This is a genomic window from Pseudovibrio sp. JE062, assembly GCF_000156235.1.
Taxonomy (GTDB): domain Bacteria; phylum Pseudomonadota; class Alphaproteobacteria; order Rhizobiales; family Stappiaceae; genus Pseudovibrio.
Genome location: NZ_DS996813.1, coordinates 170,061 through 184,691, shown reverse-complemented (window position 1 = coordinate 184,691; position 14,631 = coordinate 170,061). Strand labels below are relative to the sequence as shown.

The 14,631-nt window shown below is 50.1% G+C and carries 14 protein-coding genes; all 14 read left to right on the top strand.

Annotation, left to right across the window (positions count from 1 at the left end):
* Positions 1–53: 53 nt before the first annotated feature.
* The 14 genes from PJE062_RS21385 to PJE062_RS21320 all read left to right on the top strand — a co-directional run bounded on the left by PJE062_RS21385 (position 54) and on the right by PJE062_RS21320 (position 14,593).
* Positions 54–533 (top strand): MotE family protein, encoded by a 480-nt coding sequence (locus tag PJE062_RS21385; RefSeq protein ID WP_208982428.1) that lies wholly within the window; start codon positions 54–56, stop codon positions 531–533.
* Entirely contained in the window at positions 530–1,240 is a 711-nt protein-coding gene (flgH, locus tag PJE062_RS21380; protein ID WP_008551888.1) for a flagellar basal body L-ring protein FlgH, read from the top strand. The genes PJE062_RS21385 and flgH overlap by 4 nt, the downstream gene beginning before the upstream one ends.
* A gap of 11 nt (positions 1,241–1,251) precedes the next feature.
* Positions 1,252–1,761: a flagellar basal body-associated FliL family protein gene (locus PJE062_RS25860; RefSeq protein WP_050773964.1), complete on the top strand. Its 510-nt coding sequence runs from the start codon at positions 1,252–1,254 to the stop codon at positions 1,759–1,761.
* Positions 1,761–2,516: a flagellar type III secretion system pore protein FliP gene (gene fliP / locus PJE062_RS21370; RefSeq protein WP_008551779.1), complete on the top strand. Its 756-nt coding sequence runs from the start codon at positions 1,761–1,763 to the stop codon at positions 2,514–2,516. Before PJE062_RS25860 ends, fliP begins: the two co-directional genes overlap by 1 nt.
* Before the next feature lie 191 nt (positions 2,517–2,707).
* Positions 2,708–3,868: a flagellin gene (locus PJE062_RS21365; protein WP_008551770.1), complete on the top strand. Its 1,161-nt coding sequence runs from the start codon at positions 2,708–2,710 to the stop codon at positions 3,866–3,868.
* Between the two features lie 295 nt (positions 3,869–4,163).
* Positions 4,164–5,345 carry a flagellin gene (locus tag PJE062_RS21360; protein ID WP_008551882.1) on the top strand — a complete coding sequence of 394 codons (1,182 nt, stop codon included), beginning with the start codon at positions 4,164–4,166 and terminating at the stop codon, positions 5,343–5,345.
* A 261-nt stretch (positions 5,346–5,606) separates the two neighbouring features.
* Complete coding sequence (locus tag PJE062_RS21355; protein ID WP_008552012.1) at positions 5,607–6,755, top strand: flagellin; 1,149 nt, start codon at positions 5,607–5,609, stop codon at positions 6,753–6,755.
* A 212-nt stretch (positions 6,756–6,967) separates the two neighbouring features.
* On the top strand, positions 6,968–7,288 hold the full coding sequence (locus PJE062_RS21350; protein WP_208982427.1) for a hypothetical protein: 321 nt from the start codon (positions 6,968–6,970) through the stop codon (positions 7,286–7,288).
* Positions 7,289–7,423: 135 nt separating this feature from the next.
* A complete protein-coding gene (fliF, locus tag PJE062_RS21345; RefSeq protein ID WP_008551813.1) occupies positions 7,424–9,112 on the top strand; it encodes a flagellar basal-body MS-ring/collar protein FliF in 1,689 nt (562 codons plus the stop codon).
* Positions 9,109–9,741 carry a hypothetical protein gene (locus PJE062_RS21340; RefSeq protein WP_008551926.1) on the top strand — a complete coding sequence of 211 codons (633 nt, stop codon included), beginning with the start codon at positions 9,109–9,111 and terminating at the stop codon, positions 9,739–9,741. The genes fliF and PJE062_RS21340 overlap by 4 nt, the downstream gene beginning before the upstream one ends.
* 5 nt (positions 9,742–9,746) lie before the next feature.
* Complete coding sequence (locus PJE062_RS21335; RefSeq protein WP_008552034.1) at positions 9,747–11,468, top strand: flagellar motor protein MotB; 1,722 nt, start codon at positions 9,747–9,749, stop codon at positions 11,466–11,468.
* Positions 11,468–12,706, top strand: a complete 1,239-nt coding sequence (locus PJE062_RS21330; protein ID WP_037037903.1) for a hypothetical protein — start codon at positions 11,468–11,470, stop codon at positions 12,704–12,706. Before PJE062_RS21335 ends, PJE062_RS21330 begins: the two co-directional genes overlap by 1 nt.
* The gene (locus PJE062_RS21325) at positions 12,706–14,061 is read left to right on the top strand and encodes a flagellar hook-length control protein FliK (protein ID WP_008552013.1); all 1,356 of its coding nucleotides are present in this window, start codon (positions 12,706–12,708) and stop codon (positions 14,059–14,061) included. Before PJE062_RS21330 ends, PJE062_RS21325 begins: the two co-directional genes overlap by 1 nt.
* Positions 14,018–14,593 carry a transglycosylase SLT domain-containing protein gene (locus PJE062_RS21320; protein WP_008552023.1) on the top strand — a complete coding sequence of 192 codons (576 nt, stop codon included), beginning with the start codon at positions 14,018–14,020 and terminating at the stop codon, positions 14,591–14,593. Before PJE062_RS21325 ends, PJE062_RS21320 begins: the two co-directional genes overlap by 44 nt.
* Positions 14,594–14,631 lie beyond the last annotated feature (38 nt).

Here is a 14,631-nt window from a genome sequence, read left to right as displayed (position 1 = left end):
CTAAGAAGACGTTCTTTCCCCTTAAGTGTGCAGCGGTGTCTCTTGGTTTGTGTATGTCACTTGCCTCTGCAAGCGCACAAACAGCTGAAACTAAAACAGAAGATCTGAGCGCAGCAATTGAGCAAGCGAAGAACTACTGTGAAGCGATCGCTGATCAGGCAAAGGATGCTCGGATTGCATGGCAGATGCGGGCGCTCTTTGATGTTGAGCATCAGATGAAAGCTAAAATCACTGAGCTTGATGCCAAAATTGCAGAGCTGCGTAGTTGGGTGCAGCGCCGGGATGAAATCCTGCAGAGAGCTGAAGGGCATGTCGTCGATATTTATGCAAACATGCGCCCAGACGCAGCTGCGTTGCAGCTGACGTCTCTGGATGATGAGACTGCTGTTTCTATTCTTCTTCAGATGAAAGCACGTAAGGCTAGTTCAGTTCTCGCTGAACTCTCTTCTGAGCGTGCTGCATACCTGACTGACATGATGGCAGAACTTACAGCTCGTAAAGCCGGCAAACTGAATATGGGAGTTTCACAGTGAAGCGCACCTTGGTATGCATTCTCGCCGCAATTACGCTCACTGGCTGTAATGCCATGAAGAACGTCGGCAAGGAGCCGCATCTGACCCCGTTAGGGCAGGGGCTCCAGCCAAGTGTTGCAAGCCTTCCGGCAACTCCTGCGAAGAGCAGTGGACGCAGCAATCGAGCGTATCACGGCCTCTGGGCTGACGGGGAACAAGATTTCTTCCGTGATCCGCGTGCGAAGCAGGTCGGAGATGTTCTGACTGTCGCGATCAAGATCAAAGACAAAGCAAAGCTTGATAACTCAAGTGAAAGAAAACGCGATTCCTCACGCTCAACTGGCCTGAAGGGAGCATTCTCCTGGGCCGGCGTGGATTCTGGCGAAGCGGATGCAAGCATCTCTGGCACTGGCGCCACCGCGAGCAAAGGTGAAGGTGCGATTGATCGTAGTGAAGAGATTGATCTTTCTATCGCTGCTGTTGTGACCAAAGTGCTTCGAAATGGAAATCTAATCATCTCTGGCCAGCAGGAAGTGCGGGTGAACTATGAAGTTCGCGTTCTCTCTGTTGCGGGTATCGTTCGACCTGAAGATATTACAGGCCGAAATACTATACAGTACGACAAGATCGCTGAGGCGCGCGTTTCTTATGGTGGCCGAGGCCGTATGACAGAAGTGCAGCAGCCGAGCGTTGGTCAGCAAGTTATTGATATCATTAGCCCGTTCTAAGGGAGGCTCCGATGGCTATTAAAGCTCAATTGCCAAAGCCGCAGTTGCCAACCTCCGAGAACTCCTGGGTGAGTGTCGCGATAGCTGCAGCTGTTGTTACTGTTGTTGCAGGTGCTGGTGGTATGGGGATCGGTTCAACGCTTGTTGATCAGGTTCATAGCAAGTATTTAGAAGAGCAAAAGGCCGATAGCGGTGCTCTTATCAATCCGGAGTACACAGAAAGCAGTCAGATCGTTTCGCTGAAACCGATCGTGACCAACTTGCTCTCTTCGTCCAAAAACTGGATCCGTATTGAAGCATCTGTTGTTCTTATGCAGCGTGGCATCGAGGAGCAGGACCATTCGCTTCTGGTGAAGCAGGTAGAGCAGGATTTGCTACTCTATGCTCGTACGCTTGGCCCTCGTCAGTTGGAAGGTACGCGTGGCCTGCTGCGTCTGAGAGACGATCTCAACGAACGCGCAAAGATGCGTGGTGGAAAATTCGTGAAGGAACTCGTACTTGAATCCGTGGTGATTCAGTGATGCGTTATCTTGCGTTTTTTACGGGTTTCCTGAGTTTATTTGCGTTGTTTTGGGTGGCTCCAGCCTCCGCGCAGGAAATCAACCTAAGTGACCTGCTCCCGGCAGGGCAGGCATCTGCAAGTGGTCGCATTATCCAATACGTCATGATCCTGACGGTGCTGTCTTTGGCGCCAGGTATCCTGATCATGGTAACGAGCTTCACCCGTTTCGTGGTAGCTCTGTCTTTCTTGCGTTCCGGTATTGGTCTTCAAACGACACCAGCAAACATCATCCTCATCTCACTGGCTTTGTTCATGACCTTCTACGTCATGGCACCAACGTTCGATGCAGCCTGGAAGAACGGCCTTCAGCCGCTCATCAAGGAAGAGATCTCCGAGGAAGTCGCCTACGAGGAAATGACCAAGCCCTTCCGACGTTTCATGTTGGATAATGTGCGCGAGAAAGATCTGGTTCTCTTCGATGATCTGGCTGTGAGCGCATTCAACTATGAAAAAGATGCGCCAGTTGAAGAGTTGGACCTCCGTGTCCTCATCCCAGCCTTCATGATCTCCGAACTCCGCCGCGGCTTCGAGATAGGCTTCCTGATCGCCTTGCCTTTTGTTGTCATCGATATGATCGTAGCAACCATCACCATGTCCATGGGCATGATGATGCTCCCACCGACTGTGATCTCGCTCCCCTTCAAGGTGCTGTTCTTCGTCCTGATCGACGGATGGTACTTGCTAACTGGCGGGTTAATAAGGTCGTTTACATAGCGTTAAGCATAAGAAGCCCCGCTGAGGGGCTTTTTTCTTGCCTACGTAAAAGGGTCAGCTTCACATAAGTTATGTGAGTCATCGTCGATATCTGTTGCAGGCTTTGACTATTCAAAGTGCATGATGCAATTCTGCAACTCCGGCAATATGATCCGGAATGTCCCAATTCTTCTTATTAAGGGACAAATTTTATGTCTTCTCTTTTGACTAACTCCTCCGCAATGGTCGCATTGACTACCCTTCGTGGTATCAATGACAGCATGGCAACCACACAGAACCGCATTTCTACAGGTATGCGTGTTGCTGATGCATCCGACAACGCGGCTTACTGGTCTATCGCAACAACCATGAAGTCTGATAACTCAGCTCTTTCTGCTGTAAAAGACTCACTGGGTCTTGGTGCTGCGACTGTTGACGTTGCATTTACTGCAATGGACCAGACAGTTGATATCGTTAGCCAGATCAAAGATAAGCTGACAGCAGCGACAAACGGTACTGTTGACCGCGGTAAAATCCAGGCTGATATTGAGCAGCTTCAGAAGCAGCTTGAAACCATTGCGTCTTCTGCAACCTTCTCCGGTGAGAACTGGCTGCAGCAGAACATGGAAACTGACGCTCTGAACAAAGAGATCGCTGGTTCCTTTACGCGTGATGCTGCTGGTAACACTCAGATTGAGAACATTGTTGTTGACACACGTACAACCGTTCTGGTTGATACGCGTACAACAGGTGATAACACTGGTATCCTTACTTCCAACTTGGTAGGTGATACGCATGGTGCCATCACCATGACTGCCGGCGATATTGACACGCTTGTTGTACCGGCTGGTGCTGGTGGGGATGGTATACACCGTAAAGCTATGGAAGCTGCAATTCGAAATGCTTTCGAAGGTAGTGCAGACAAAGCTAACTTTGACGTGACAGACAACACTAGACCTGAATTTGCTCTGATTGCAGGTGTGGAAGCTCGCCTTGAGGAGCTTTCTGGTGTAGCAGTTGGCTCTGGCATTGATCCAATCTCCTTCCTGGATCTGGACATCTCTACGCTTGGCAACAATGCTGTAGATAACGGCATTCTTGCAGCTTACATTGACGTTGTTGATGGTCAGCTTTCTGCGATCACCGATGCGGCTACCGAACTTGGTTCTGCTAAGGCTCGTGTAGACATGCAGAAAGAGTTTGCAAGCAACCTGTCTGACGCAATTGATCGTGGTATCGGCCAGCTCGTTGATGCAGACATGAACGCTGAATCCACTCGCCTGCAAGCTCTTCAGACCCAGCAGCAGCTTGGTATTCAGGCTCTGTCTATCGCAAACTCTGGTTCCCAGAACATCCTCAGCCTGTTCCGTTAATTCGGAAAGCTCTGAGAACCTTAGAGGCTTTAAGGTCCCGGTTAGTCGCCGGGGCCTTTTCTATTCGCTGTAATGGAATGTTGCCTTGAGCACTTTCTGATGATGTAATTCGATAATCGATATATTCTGCGTGGATTTCATAAAATCTTATGGTTCGATCAGCTTGACGTAAGTTTCGTGAGTCAATCTCATTTTCTGTTACAGGCTTTGATCTTCAAAGTGCATGATGCAACTCTGTAACTCCGGCGATTTGATCCGGAATGTCCCAATTCTTTTTTGTTAAGGGGCAAGTATTATGTCTTCACTTTTGACCAACTCCTCCGCAATGGTCGCATTGACTACCCTTCGTGGTATCAATGACAGCATGGCAACCACACAGAACCGCATTTCTACCGGTATGCGTGTTGCTGATGCATCCGACAACGCGGCTTACTGGTCTATCGCAACAACCATGAAGTCTGACAACTCAGCTCTTTCTGCTGTAAAAGACTCCCTGGGTCTGGGTGCTGCGACTGTTGATGTTGCATTTACTGCTATGGACCAGACAGTTGATATCGTCAGCCAGATCAAAGATAAGCTGACAGCAGCGACAAACGGTACTGTTGACCGCGGTAAAATCCAGGCTGATATTGAGCAGCTTCAGAAGCAGCTTGAAACCATTGCGTCTTCTGCAACCTTCTCCGGTGAGAACTGGCTGCAGCAGGACATGGCAACTGATGCTCTGAACAAAGAGATCGCTGGTTCCTTTACGCGTGATGCAGCTGGTAACACTCAGATCGAGAACATCGTCGTTGACACCCGTACAACCGTTCTGGTTGATACACGTGCAACTGCAGCTGATAACACTGGCATTCTGACAGAAAACCTCATGGGCGATGCTCATGGTACGCTTGCAATGACACGAGGCGATATCAACTCTCTCGATGTTCCAGCAGGTGCTGGTGGAGATGGTATTCTCCGTAAAGCTGTCGAAGCTGCGATTGTTAAGTATTATGATGGACTTGATGATGCAGCAAAAGCTGATTTTGGTATCACTGACTCCGGTACCCCAATTGCTGATAAAAATGCGACAGAAATTGCTGCTGAAGTAACTGATCGTCTCGAGGCGCTGTCTGGTACAACTCCAACGACGCTTGAAGCTGTTTCATTCCTTGATATTGATATCTCTGAGCTTGGAAATAATGCAGTAGATAACGGCATTCTTGCAGCTTACATCGACGTTGTTGATGGTCAGCTGTCTGCAATCACCGATGCGGCTACCGAACTTGGTTCTGCTAAGGCTCGTGTAGACATGCAGAAAGAGTTTGCAAGCAACCTGTCTGACGCTATTGATCGTGGTATCGGTCAGCTCGTTGATGCGGACATGAACGCTGAATCCACTCGTCTGCAGGCTCTTCAAACCCAGCAGCAGCTTGGTATCCAGGCTCTGTCCATCGCAAACTCCGGTTCCCAGAACATCCTCAGTCTGTTCCGTTAATTCGGAAAGCTCTGAGAACCTTAGAAGCTTTAAGGTCCCGGTTAAACGCCGGGGCCTTTTGTGTTTATTTATACATTAACTATAGTCTTGCACGATCGTGAGCTGATGCGTGTTTATGTAATTATGATCAGCTTGGCGCAAGTTTGGCAGGGCAAGTTTGTTTTCTGTTACAGGCTTTGAATTTCAAAGTGCATGATGCAATTCTGTAACTCCGGCAATTGACCCGGAATGTCCCAATTCTTCTATCAAGGGACAAATATTATGTCTTCTCTTTTGACTAACTCCTCCGCAATGGTCGCATTGACTACCCTTCGTGGTATCAATGACAGCATGGCAACTACTCAGAATCGCATCTCTACTGGTATGCGTGTTGCTGATGCGTCCGACAATGCGGCTTACTGGTCTATCGCAACAACCATGAAGTCTGATAACTCGGCGCTTTCTGCTGTAAAAGACTCCCTGGGTCTTGGTGCTGCGACTGTTGACGTTGCATTTACTGCAATGGACCAGACAGTTGATATCGTTAGCCAGATCAAAGATAAGCTGACAGCAGCGACCAACGGTACAGTTGACCGTGGTAAGATCCAGGCTGATATTGAGCAGCTTCAGAAGCAGCTTGAAACCATTGCGTCTTCTGCAACTTTCTCCGGTGAGAACTGGCTGCAGCAGAACATGGAAACTGACGCTCTGAACAAAGAGATCGCTGGTTCCTTCACACGTGATGCGGCTGGTAACACTCAGATCGAGAACATTGTTGTCGATACACGTTCGACCGTACTGGTTGATACACGCGCAACAGCGGCTGATAATACAGGTATTTTGACCAGTGACTTGACTGGTGATGCAGTAACTGGTGCGACAATTGCTGGTACAGGCGATGTCAGCACGATTACCCTTGCGGGTGCAACTGACGAAGGCTTTGAAGCAAAAGCTATTCGTGCAGCTATTCTGAATACCTATGAGGGTGCTGAAGAAGGTGATGCTGCTACTGCTGGCACAAAGCTGGGTTTCACAGACGGTGATGCTGATGGTGTTCGGACCGCAGTGCAAGCACGCTTGACTGCTCTCGGTGCGAAGTCATTCTTGGAACTCGACATATCCACGCTTGGCAACAATGCAGTAGATAACGGCATTCTTGCAGCTTACATCGACGTTGTTGATGGTCAGCTTTCTGCGATCACTGATGCGGCTACCGAACTTGGTTCTGCTAAAGCTCGTGTGGACATGCAGAAAGAGTTCGCAAGCAACCTGTCTGATGCTATTGATCGTGGTATCGGTCAGCTCGTGGATGCAGACATGAACGCTGAATCCACTCGCCTGCAGGCTCTTCAGACCCAGCAGCAGCTCGGTATTCAGGCTCTGTCTATTGCAAACTCTGGTTCCCAGAACATCCTCAGCCTGTTCCGTTAATTCGGAAAGCTCTGAGAACCTTAGAAGCTTTAAGGCCCCGGTTAATCGCCGGGGCCTTTATTTATATTTATGATAAAAATTTAGATAAAATTATAATAAGTCAGGTTAGCGCAAGTTCGACAAAATATACCAGTATTTGAGATAAGCTTTCTTAAGCTTTATCTCGTGTTGGGTAGATTTGAGTTAAGCGGTGCCGGATGTTGAGTAATCAGTTGAATATCCCTGGAGTAGGGGAGCAGGAAATCGAGCATCTGGATCTCTCTGAGCTTGCGTCAGAAAAGAAGCTCGAAGGTTTGACATTTGCTCTGCGTGGCAATGAGCGTTTCTGGAGTTCTGTTGTTGCTCTTGCGCGGGATGTTCTCTTTGAGCAGGAGGGTCAATTGCGCCAGATTGACTGTGGCGCCAATACCATTGTTGCGATTAATGTAACAGCAGATCGTGTGAGTAAGCGTCTTAAGCAACAGAGTTGTGGTCTGTCGGTGAATGGCCTGCCGAGCATTCAGCGCATTTCGAATGCTGGTGTCTATCTCTAAGCAGCTTTGGTTTTTCAGCGAAAGCACCTTAGGTCGCTGAGAAACCGTGGATTTTTAATCAATGTAAATCCTGATCACGTTCGCGCAAGGTTGAAAAGCGAAGGTAGCGCCATTGATACACCTGCAGAGGTCGCAATGGCAGCTCGTGAAAACGCCGAAAAAATCTATAGTAATCTGGCAGAGTTAGGTGCAAAGCGCCTGATGGTGCTCGCATTTATTGGGTTATTTACGTTTGTTGCGATTGGCGCAGCAGCATATCTCTTGTCCCGTCCAGAGCAGGAAGTGCTCTACGCAAACCTTGAGCGGGATGATGTTACTCAAATCGGTATGGCGCTTCAGGCCAGTGGTATCCCATTTGATGTAAGTGCAGATGGCTCAGCTATTTCTGTTGGTGTTGGTGCAACGGCCCGAGCTCGTATGTTGCTGGCAGAAAAAGGCCTGCCGCGCGGTTCCGGTGCAGGTTATGAGCTCTTTGATGAGATGGGCTCCCTGGGTCTGACATCTTTCATGCAAAGTGTAACGAAGATCCGCGCCCTCGAAGGTGAAGTGGCTCGCTCCGTTCAAAGTATGCAGGGCGTAAAGGCTGCGCGTGTGCACCTTGTGCTTCCTGAGAAAGCGACGTTCCGCCGTGAAAATCAGAAGCCGACCGCTTCAGTTCTTATTCGTACCGAAGGTATTCAAACCAATTCTATCGCGCAGTCTATTCGCTATCTGGTTGCGGCAGCGGTTCCAGGTCTGACAGCAGAGGCTGTAACGGTTCTTGATACTGAAGGTCAGCTGCTTGCGGCAGGTGAAGATGCTCAAAGTGCGTCAACTGGCCGAAAAGCAATGCTGGAATCTAATCTCGCATCGCGCAAGGAAAATGCGATCCGTCAGGCGTTGGCACCTTATCTTGGTGTCAATAACTTCGAAGTCAGCGTTTCTGCATCCGTGAACACTGACAATCAGCGCGTTTCTGAGACTTCCTATGATCCGGAGACTCGTGTTGAGCGGTCCTTCCGCGTTGTGCGCGAAAATGCAACTTCACAAAATGCGAGCCTCGAAAATCCAACAACTGTAGAGCAGAATTTGCCTGAAGAGGCTGTGTCTTCTCAGTCTGGTGAGCGATCTTCTGAGGAGAATGAGCGCCGCGAAGAGTTGACCAACTACGAGATTTCTTCTCGTACCGTCGAAACCATTTTTGATGACTATCGCATCGAGCGCATGAGTATTGCGGTTCTTGTTAATCGTGATCGCCTTGTTGAGGAAATGTCTCGTCGCGTTGAAGGCCAGAAGGGTGATGCGGTTGTTGAAGGTGAAGCTGCTGATCTGACAGCTAAGGTTGAAGAGATCGAAGAGATCATCGCGACAGCAGCTGGTGTTGATACAGCACGTGGCGATAAGGTTTCCGTTTCTGCCGTAAACTTCGTTCTTGCCGGTCAGCAGCTGGCGGCTATTCCAGAGCGTACCTGGCAAGATGTGCTGATGCGCAACATGGGCTCCGTCGTGAATGCCGGCGCCATCCTTATTGTGACGCTGATGATCATCTGGTTTGGCCTGCGTCCTGCTGTTGCTTTCCTTATCCCGAAAACAGAGGTCGTCGAGGAAGGCTTGCCGGTTGGTGCAAACTCCAACAGTGCTGCTGTTCGTGATGGTGAAATCGAAGGTGAGGATGGCCAGCTGCCAGACTACTCAAATGGAGACGGTCTGAGTGGTGAAGGTGTGGATGCCACTGTCGTGAACCGCGATAATCTCCGCAAGCTGGAACGTGCTGTTGAAATGGATGACATGCAGGCAGCAATCATTCTGAAGCAGTGGATGTATGATCAGGAGCGTGCCGTATGACGCGCGGCATCAATGACTTCCTAGCTGATTTTACCACGGATACGGGCGTTACCACTAAAGACCTGCAGGATATGCAGGAAGTTATCTCCATGTTGCCCAAGGGTTACGGAGAAGGTGGTGACTGGGTCAATCGCGTATTCGAAGCCTACGAAAACGGATTTTCTGAAGGCGAAGAGGCTGCAAAATCTGGCGCCGAAGAGCGCATCAAGAAAATGAAAGAAGATCTGGAAGTCGAGCTTGCTGCACGCGAAACGGCTTTTAAGGAAGGGGAGGGTGAGAAGCTTAAACTGGCTTTTCAGGAATCCCTTGTAGAAATTGAAGATCGTCTTTCAAAAACTGTCTCTGAAATTCTTGTGCCTTTTATCGAAGAGAGTGCACGTAGTCGTGCAGTGGCATCCCTGGTGCAGGTTTTGCGTCGGCAGCTTTCTGAGACCCCGGATATTCTGATCAATGTGTCAGGGCCGGAACACCTTTTTGATTTGTTCAATAAGAAGACTGGTGAACTTTCAAACACCATTAAATTTTCTGAAAACTCCAGCACTGATCTTGAGGTGAAGGTGTCAGATATGACCCTTTCAACCGGTTTGACGGAATGGTGCGAGGAGCTTCGTAATACGCTGGGAGAGTAGTAGCCATGGCGTTGGAACCACAAGAACTGATTATCGTTCGCAGGCGTAACAGCGACATGATCACCACACCTAAATCAGGTGTTTGGAAGATTGCATACGCTGATTTTGCAACAGCAATGATGGCCTTCTTTCTTCTCATGTGGTTGGTCAATGCATCCGACGAGGCCTCTCAGCGCGGTATTGCAAGCTACTTCAATCCGATCAAGCTGGTTGATTCAACCGCGAGCCCAAAAGGCATTCGTGATCCGGAAGAAACGCCATCTCCCACTGATAGTGACGAGGGTGTCGACAACGGCAAGCCAATTGGTGCTGGTGGCACTGAAAAACAAGGTCCGACTTCCGGCGGTGGAGCTGATAAAGCAGAACCAATCTCAGACCGGGACACAGGTGAGAACTCCACGTTCGCTGGCGCCAATGCGGAAGACGGTGGTGTAAAAGCCACCAGCGTGTCCAATCGTGATTATGAGCGTGATGCCCGCTACACCGAAGCGCAGCTCTTCGATAATCCATATGCTATTCTCGCAGCACTTGCTGCTGAAGCGGAAGCAACTGTAGAGACTGATGGTTCTCCAGGCACTGGCGGTATTGGTGCTTTGAAGATGGCGAAGACACCAGTTCTCTTTGCACTTCCTAACCGCGATCCTGATGGTCAGGGCCTTGCTGATGGCACCAGTTTCCGGGATCCGTTCGATCCTTCAGGTTGGCAGGAAGATGAGCTGCCAGGTAATGCTCCGCTGCTCGCGCAAATTCCCATCCTTCATGAGAAGGAAGAGGGTATCGCTTCGAATGAGCTGACAGCTGAACAGATTAAAGTTCTTGAGGAAGCTTCAGAATTGGCGCGTGGCGGAAAAGTTCTGCCGGCAGTCGCGGGTGAAGCATCAGCTGAGAGCTCTGTTATTGTGATTGGTGATGCACCTGACGGCGAAGGTGAGAAGTTGGCCGAGGGAGAAATCCTGAAGCAACTGGCTCAAACCCAGGCTGATGAAGCAGGTGAAGATGCCGTGATGACACGCCTTGTTTTTGCTGAGGTGAAAAAAGGTGAAGCTGCGGCGAAGGTTGATGAAAAAGACGTTCCAGAGCTGGTTGAAGAAACCGAAGAAGCGCTGAAAATTGAGATTGTCGAGGCAGAACCAACTCCGGCAGAGCCTGTATCCGAACCAATAGAAGTTGCTCAGACAGATCCTGAAACTCTCCCAATGGTCCCTGCAGCCAAACCAACTGAAGCAGCTCAGGGAGCGGAGTCTGGTGATGATGAAGACGACGAAGGTGATAAACAGCTCGTCTCTATCGCAAACTCCGTCGGGGCTGCACTGGATGGCCTTAAAACTGGCGCAAGCATTGAGTTCACGCATTCCCGTGATGGCGTACTGATCCGTATTATGGACAATGACGACTTCGGAATGTTCGCAGTTGGATCTTCAGAGCCGCATCCGGATGTTGTGAAGGCAATGGAAAAGATCGCCAAGGTTCTGGAAGAAGAGAACGGTGAGATCGTCATTCGCGGTCACACAGATGCACGTCCATTCAAGTCCAAGCGTAATGATAACTGGCGCTTGTCAACAGCTCGTGCTCACATGGCCTACTTCATGCTTGTCCGTGGTGGGCTGGATGAAAATCGTATAGTTGGCATTGAAGGATACGCTGATCGCCGTTTGAAGGATGTTGAAGAGCCATACGCACCGCAAAACCGTCGCATTGAAATTATGCTGATGAAAGGGCAGGCCTGATGCCAGCGAGAACTGCAAGACGTACTGGTACTTCTCTTCTGAAATCAGCTTTGCTCTCTGCTGGCCTGCTTGTGGCTGCCGGTCCTCTCGCAATGGCACCGCAGCCTGTATCAGCACAGATGATTTCAACGGCTGACCCAGATCTGATGGTTTTGGAACTGCAGATCCTTCAGGATGAGATCATCAAGGGTAACCTTGAGGCGTACAACCTCCTGCAGCCATCGCTTATCGTCATCGGTCGTCGTTTCCTTAGGTTGGATCGCGAGTTGTGGAAACAGGAGAAGAACTCCCGCGCTGCAATCTCATTCATGCTCAGTGGTGGTTCTGGATCTGTCTTTCAGGAGCTTGCAGTTCAGGGCGTTGTGTTTAATGCAGATCCAAATCTGTTTGCAGGCGCGATGGCCTACTCGCAGGGCAACCGCCAGATGGCGCTGAACCTGCTGCTGAAGGTCGACCCGCTCACGCTTCCGGTTGCGGTTGCCGGGCAGGTAGCACTTGCACAAGCAATTCTGATCTCAAACACCGATCCCGCTGGAGCGCAGCGCTATTTCGATCTCGCGCGCCTCATGATGCCAGGAACACTGGTTGAAGAAAGTGCGCTTCGCAGGCAAGCGCCTATGGTTGCAGAGCTTGGAGATACCCAAAAGTTCGAGCGCCTGTCTCGCCGTTATCTCTTCCAGTACAGCACCTCCGTATTCGCATCTGAGTTTCGCGATACTGTCGCCGATGTGATCAGTGGATCTGAGTACCTGAAGAAAGAAGATGAATGGGACCGCGTTTTTCAATTGGTCTCAGAATTTGATGCCGAGTCCCAGAACATTCTCCTGCTTCGTTTGGCAAAAGCGGCCTTGGTCAGCGGCAACACTGCATTTGCGGTCAAAGGTAGTGAAGCCTTTCTGGAGCACGGTTCCGAGAACGCTGAGCAGATTAATGAAGCCAAACTCTATCTATCTGCGGCAAAAGCGTCTGGTGAAGATTGGGAAGAGGCGATCACAGGTTTGGTTGATGTGAAATCGACAGATCTAAGTCCCGAAAATCAACTGCTTCAGATCAGCGCTATTGCAATGGCAAACACCATTCGGGAGTGGCCGCAGCCAGAAACGCCGGATGCTTCCGAATATGTTCCTTATGTCCCCAAAGTTGGGCTGAAGAGCAAGCTTCACAATGTCGACGTTCTGAATCCGTTCGAAGATGCACTGAATGATGCCGATGAGGCACTGAAAGAGGCCGAGTTTTGATGAATACCACTCTTCCAAACATTGATCGTAGTGCACCTGTGAAAGACGCAGCAGAAGCGCGCAAGGATGCGGCCCGCAACGATAATGATAACGGCAAGGATCGTTTTGATAAGGTCATCGATAAGGTTCGTGATGACCGGAAAGTTCCTGAACGCCGCAATCCTGCTGATGACCGGAAAGCAAGCGCCGCTGACGAGAAAAACGCTTCAACTGGTTCTGAAGAGACCGAAGCCTCTGATGCGTTGAAGGAGCTGATCAAGAAGGCAAGTTCGAACACAGCTGGTGAGAATGTCGCTCAGATGCCGGATGGAGCGAAAGACGCTGGCGTAAGTGGAGAAAATCTGCCGGATCCGACTGAAGAGTTGGTAGCTAAACAGCTTGTGGCCAATGCAATCATGACCGCTGAGCAAAAAGCCGGCCTGCAGATGAGTGCGGTCACAGGTCTTGTGAATGCCTCAGGTTCGGCCTCTGCAGACAAAACAAGTGCGATGGCACAGGTGTTGAATGCACTGGGGACGCGTGATCAAAAAGCTTTAAATGGTAATGTTCAAACGTCTGCATCTAAGTCAGACATTGAGGCTGTTAAACAGGGTGCGACGGCTAACAGTGATATCAAGTCAGGCATACAATCTGCAAAGCTGGACAGCAGTGGTGCGATCAACTTGCCAAAGAATGATGGCCTCACAGTCGGCAACAAGCAAACACCTGCTGATTTCCTTCTGAAGCAGGGAGCGGCTCAGCCTGAGGCCTCTGCGAACCAGAGCGCTGGTAAGGCTGCAGGTGGTGAAGTCAAAGTTGTGAGTGTTGAGACGCATCTGCCACCAGCTGATATGGGGCGTCCAGCACATCAGGTTGCAAGTGTGCTGACGAAGCAGCTTCCAGTTGCTACATCAGCGGCCAAAGCGGCTCAGGAAGTCCTGGCACAAACAGCTGAGGCACAGGCTGCAAAGCCAATGAAGGCGCTCGAAATCCAACTGCGCCCGGATAATCTCGGTGTAGTCCGCGCGAATATTCAGATGCGCGGTGGCGAGCTGGAAATTTCCCTTATCACCAGCACTCAGGAAGCTGCTGATATGTTGAAAGGGGATCGTCAGGCTTTGGCACGTGTGCTTCAGGATGCTGGATATCGCACTGAGACTCAGAACATCACCGTCAACTTCAAAGACGAGATGTCTGATCAGATGCGTCAGCCAGGTCAAAACCAGGAGCGTTTTGGTCGTGGCAACAACAGTGACAGTGAAGCAGGTGAGGGCGGTTCTCAGCAAAACTGGGATGAGCAACCTCAGGCAGAGTTTGCTGGAACAGGGCAGAATGAAGCGAACACTCAAGATCTTCGCAGCGGCATCTATCTGTAGCCTTCTGGCAGTTTCTGCTCATGCAAGCGGAAAGAAAACTGCCATTCGGCTCTGCGAACGTCAAATGCAACACGCGGCACAAAAATATGATGTGCCGCTTGGCATCCTGTATGCGGTTGGTCTGACTGAGACTGGCCGCAAAAATTCCCTGCATCCTTATGCCCTAAACATCGCGGGGAAAGCCTATTTTGCCGATAGTGCAACTGAAGCGCTTGCAGCAATCAAGAGATCCCGCAATCGTGGCGTAAAGCTGATTGATGTTGGCTGCATGCAGATCAATATTTATTATCACCTCGATAAGTTTCAGGATCTCAAGGCAATGCTGGATCCCACCCAGAATGTGGGGTACGCAGCAAGGTTCCTTTCCGAGCTGAAGCAGCGTGAAAAAAGCTGGACAATGGCAGTCGCCAGATACCATGCAGGGCCCAACAACAATCCCGCACAAAAGCGCTATGTTTGCCGTGTTATCAAGAACATCGTCGCTTCAGGCTATGGCCGCTGGACGCCGAACTCATTAAAATTTTGTAAATAATTCAACGGGTTTCGGGTCAGGCTCAGACAAGATTAACA

What these genes read in the sequence shown, in the direction of transcription:
- PJE062_RS21385 (WP_208982428.1), top strand. Translation starts at nt 54, where the DNA reads ATGTCACTTGCCTCTGCAAGCGCACAAACAGCTGAAACTAAAACAGAA.
- PJE062_RS25860 (WP_050773964.1), top strand. Translation starts at nt 1,252, where the DNA reads ATGGCTATTAAAGCTCAATTGCCAAAGCCGCAGTTGCCAACCTCCGAG.
- fliP (WP_008551779.1), top strand. Translation starts at nt 1,761, where the DNA reads ATGCGTTATCTTGCGTTTTTTACGGGTTTCCTGAGTTTATTTGCGTTG.
- PJE062_RS21365 (WP_008551770.1), top strand. Translation starts at nt 2,708, where the DNA reads ATGTCTTCTCTTTTGACTAACTCCTCCGCAATGGTCGCATTGACTACC.
- PJE062_RS21360 (WP_008551882.1), top strand. Translation starts at nt 4,164, where the DNA reads ATGTCTTCACTTTTGACCAACTCCTCCGCAATGGTCGCATTGACTACC.
- PJE062_RS21355 (WP_008552012.1), top strand. Translation starts at nt 5,607, where the DNA reads ATGTCTTCTCTTTTGACTAACTCCTCCGCAATGGTCGCATTGACTACC.
- fliF (WP_008551813.1), top strand. Translation starts at nt 7,424, where the DNA reads ATGGCAGCTCGTGAAAACGCCGAAAAAATCTATAGTAATCTGGCAGAG.
- PJE062_RS21340 (WP_008551926.1), top strand. Translation starts at nt 9,109, where the DNA reads ATGACGCGCGGCATCAATGACTTCCTAGCTGATTTTACCACGGATACG.
- PJE062_RS21335 (WP_008552034.1), top strand. Translation starts at nt 9,747, where the DNA reads ATGGCGTTGGAACCACAAGAACTGATTATCGTTCGCAGGCGTAACAGC.
- PJE062_RS21330 (WP_037037903.1), top strand. Translation starts at nt 11,468, where the DNA reads ATGCCAGCGAGAACTGCAAGACGTACTGGTACTTCTCTTCTGAAATCA.
- PJE062_RS21325 (WP_008552013.1), top strand. Translation starts at nt 12,706, where the DNA reads ATGAATACCACTCTTCCAAACATTGATCGTAGTGCACCTGTGAAAGAC.
- PJE062_RS21320 (WP_008552023.1), top strand. Translation starts at nt 14,018, where the DNA reads ATGAAGCGAACACTCAAGATCTTCGCAGCGGCATCTATCTGTAGCCTT.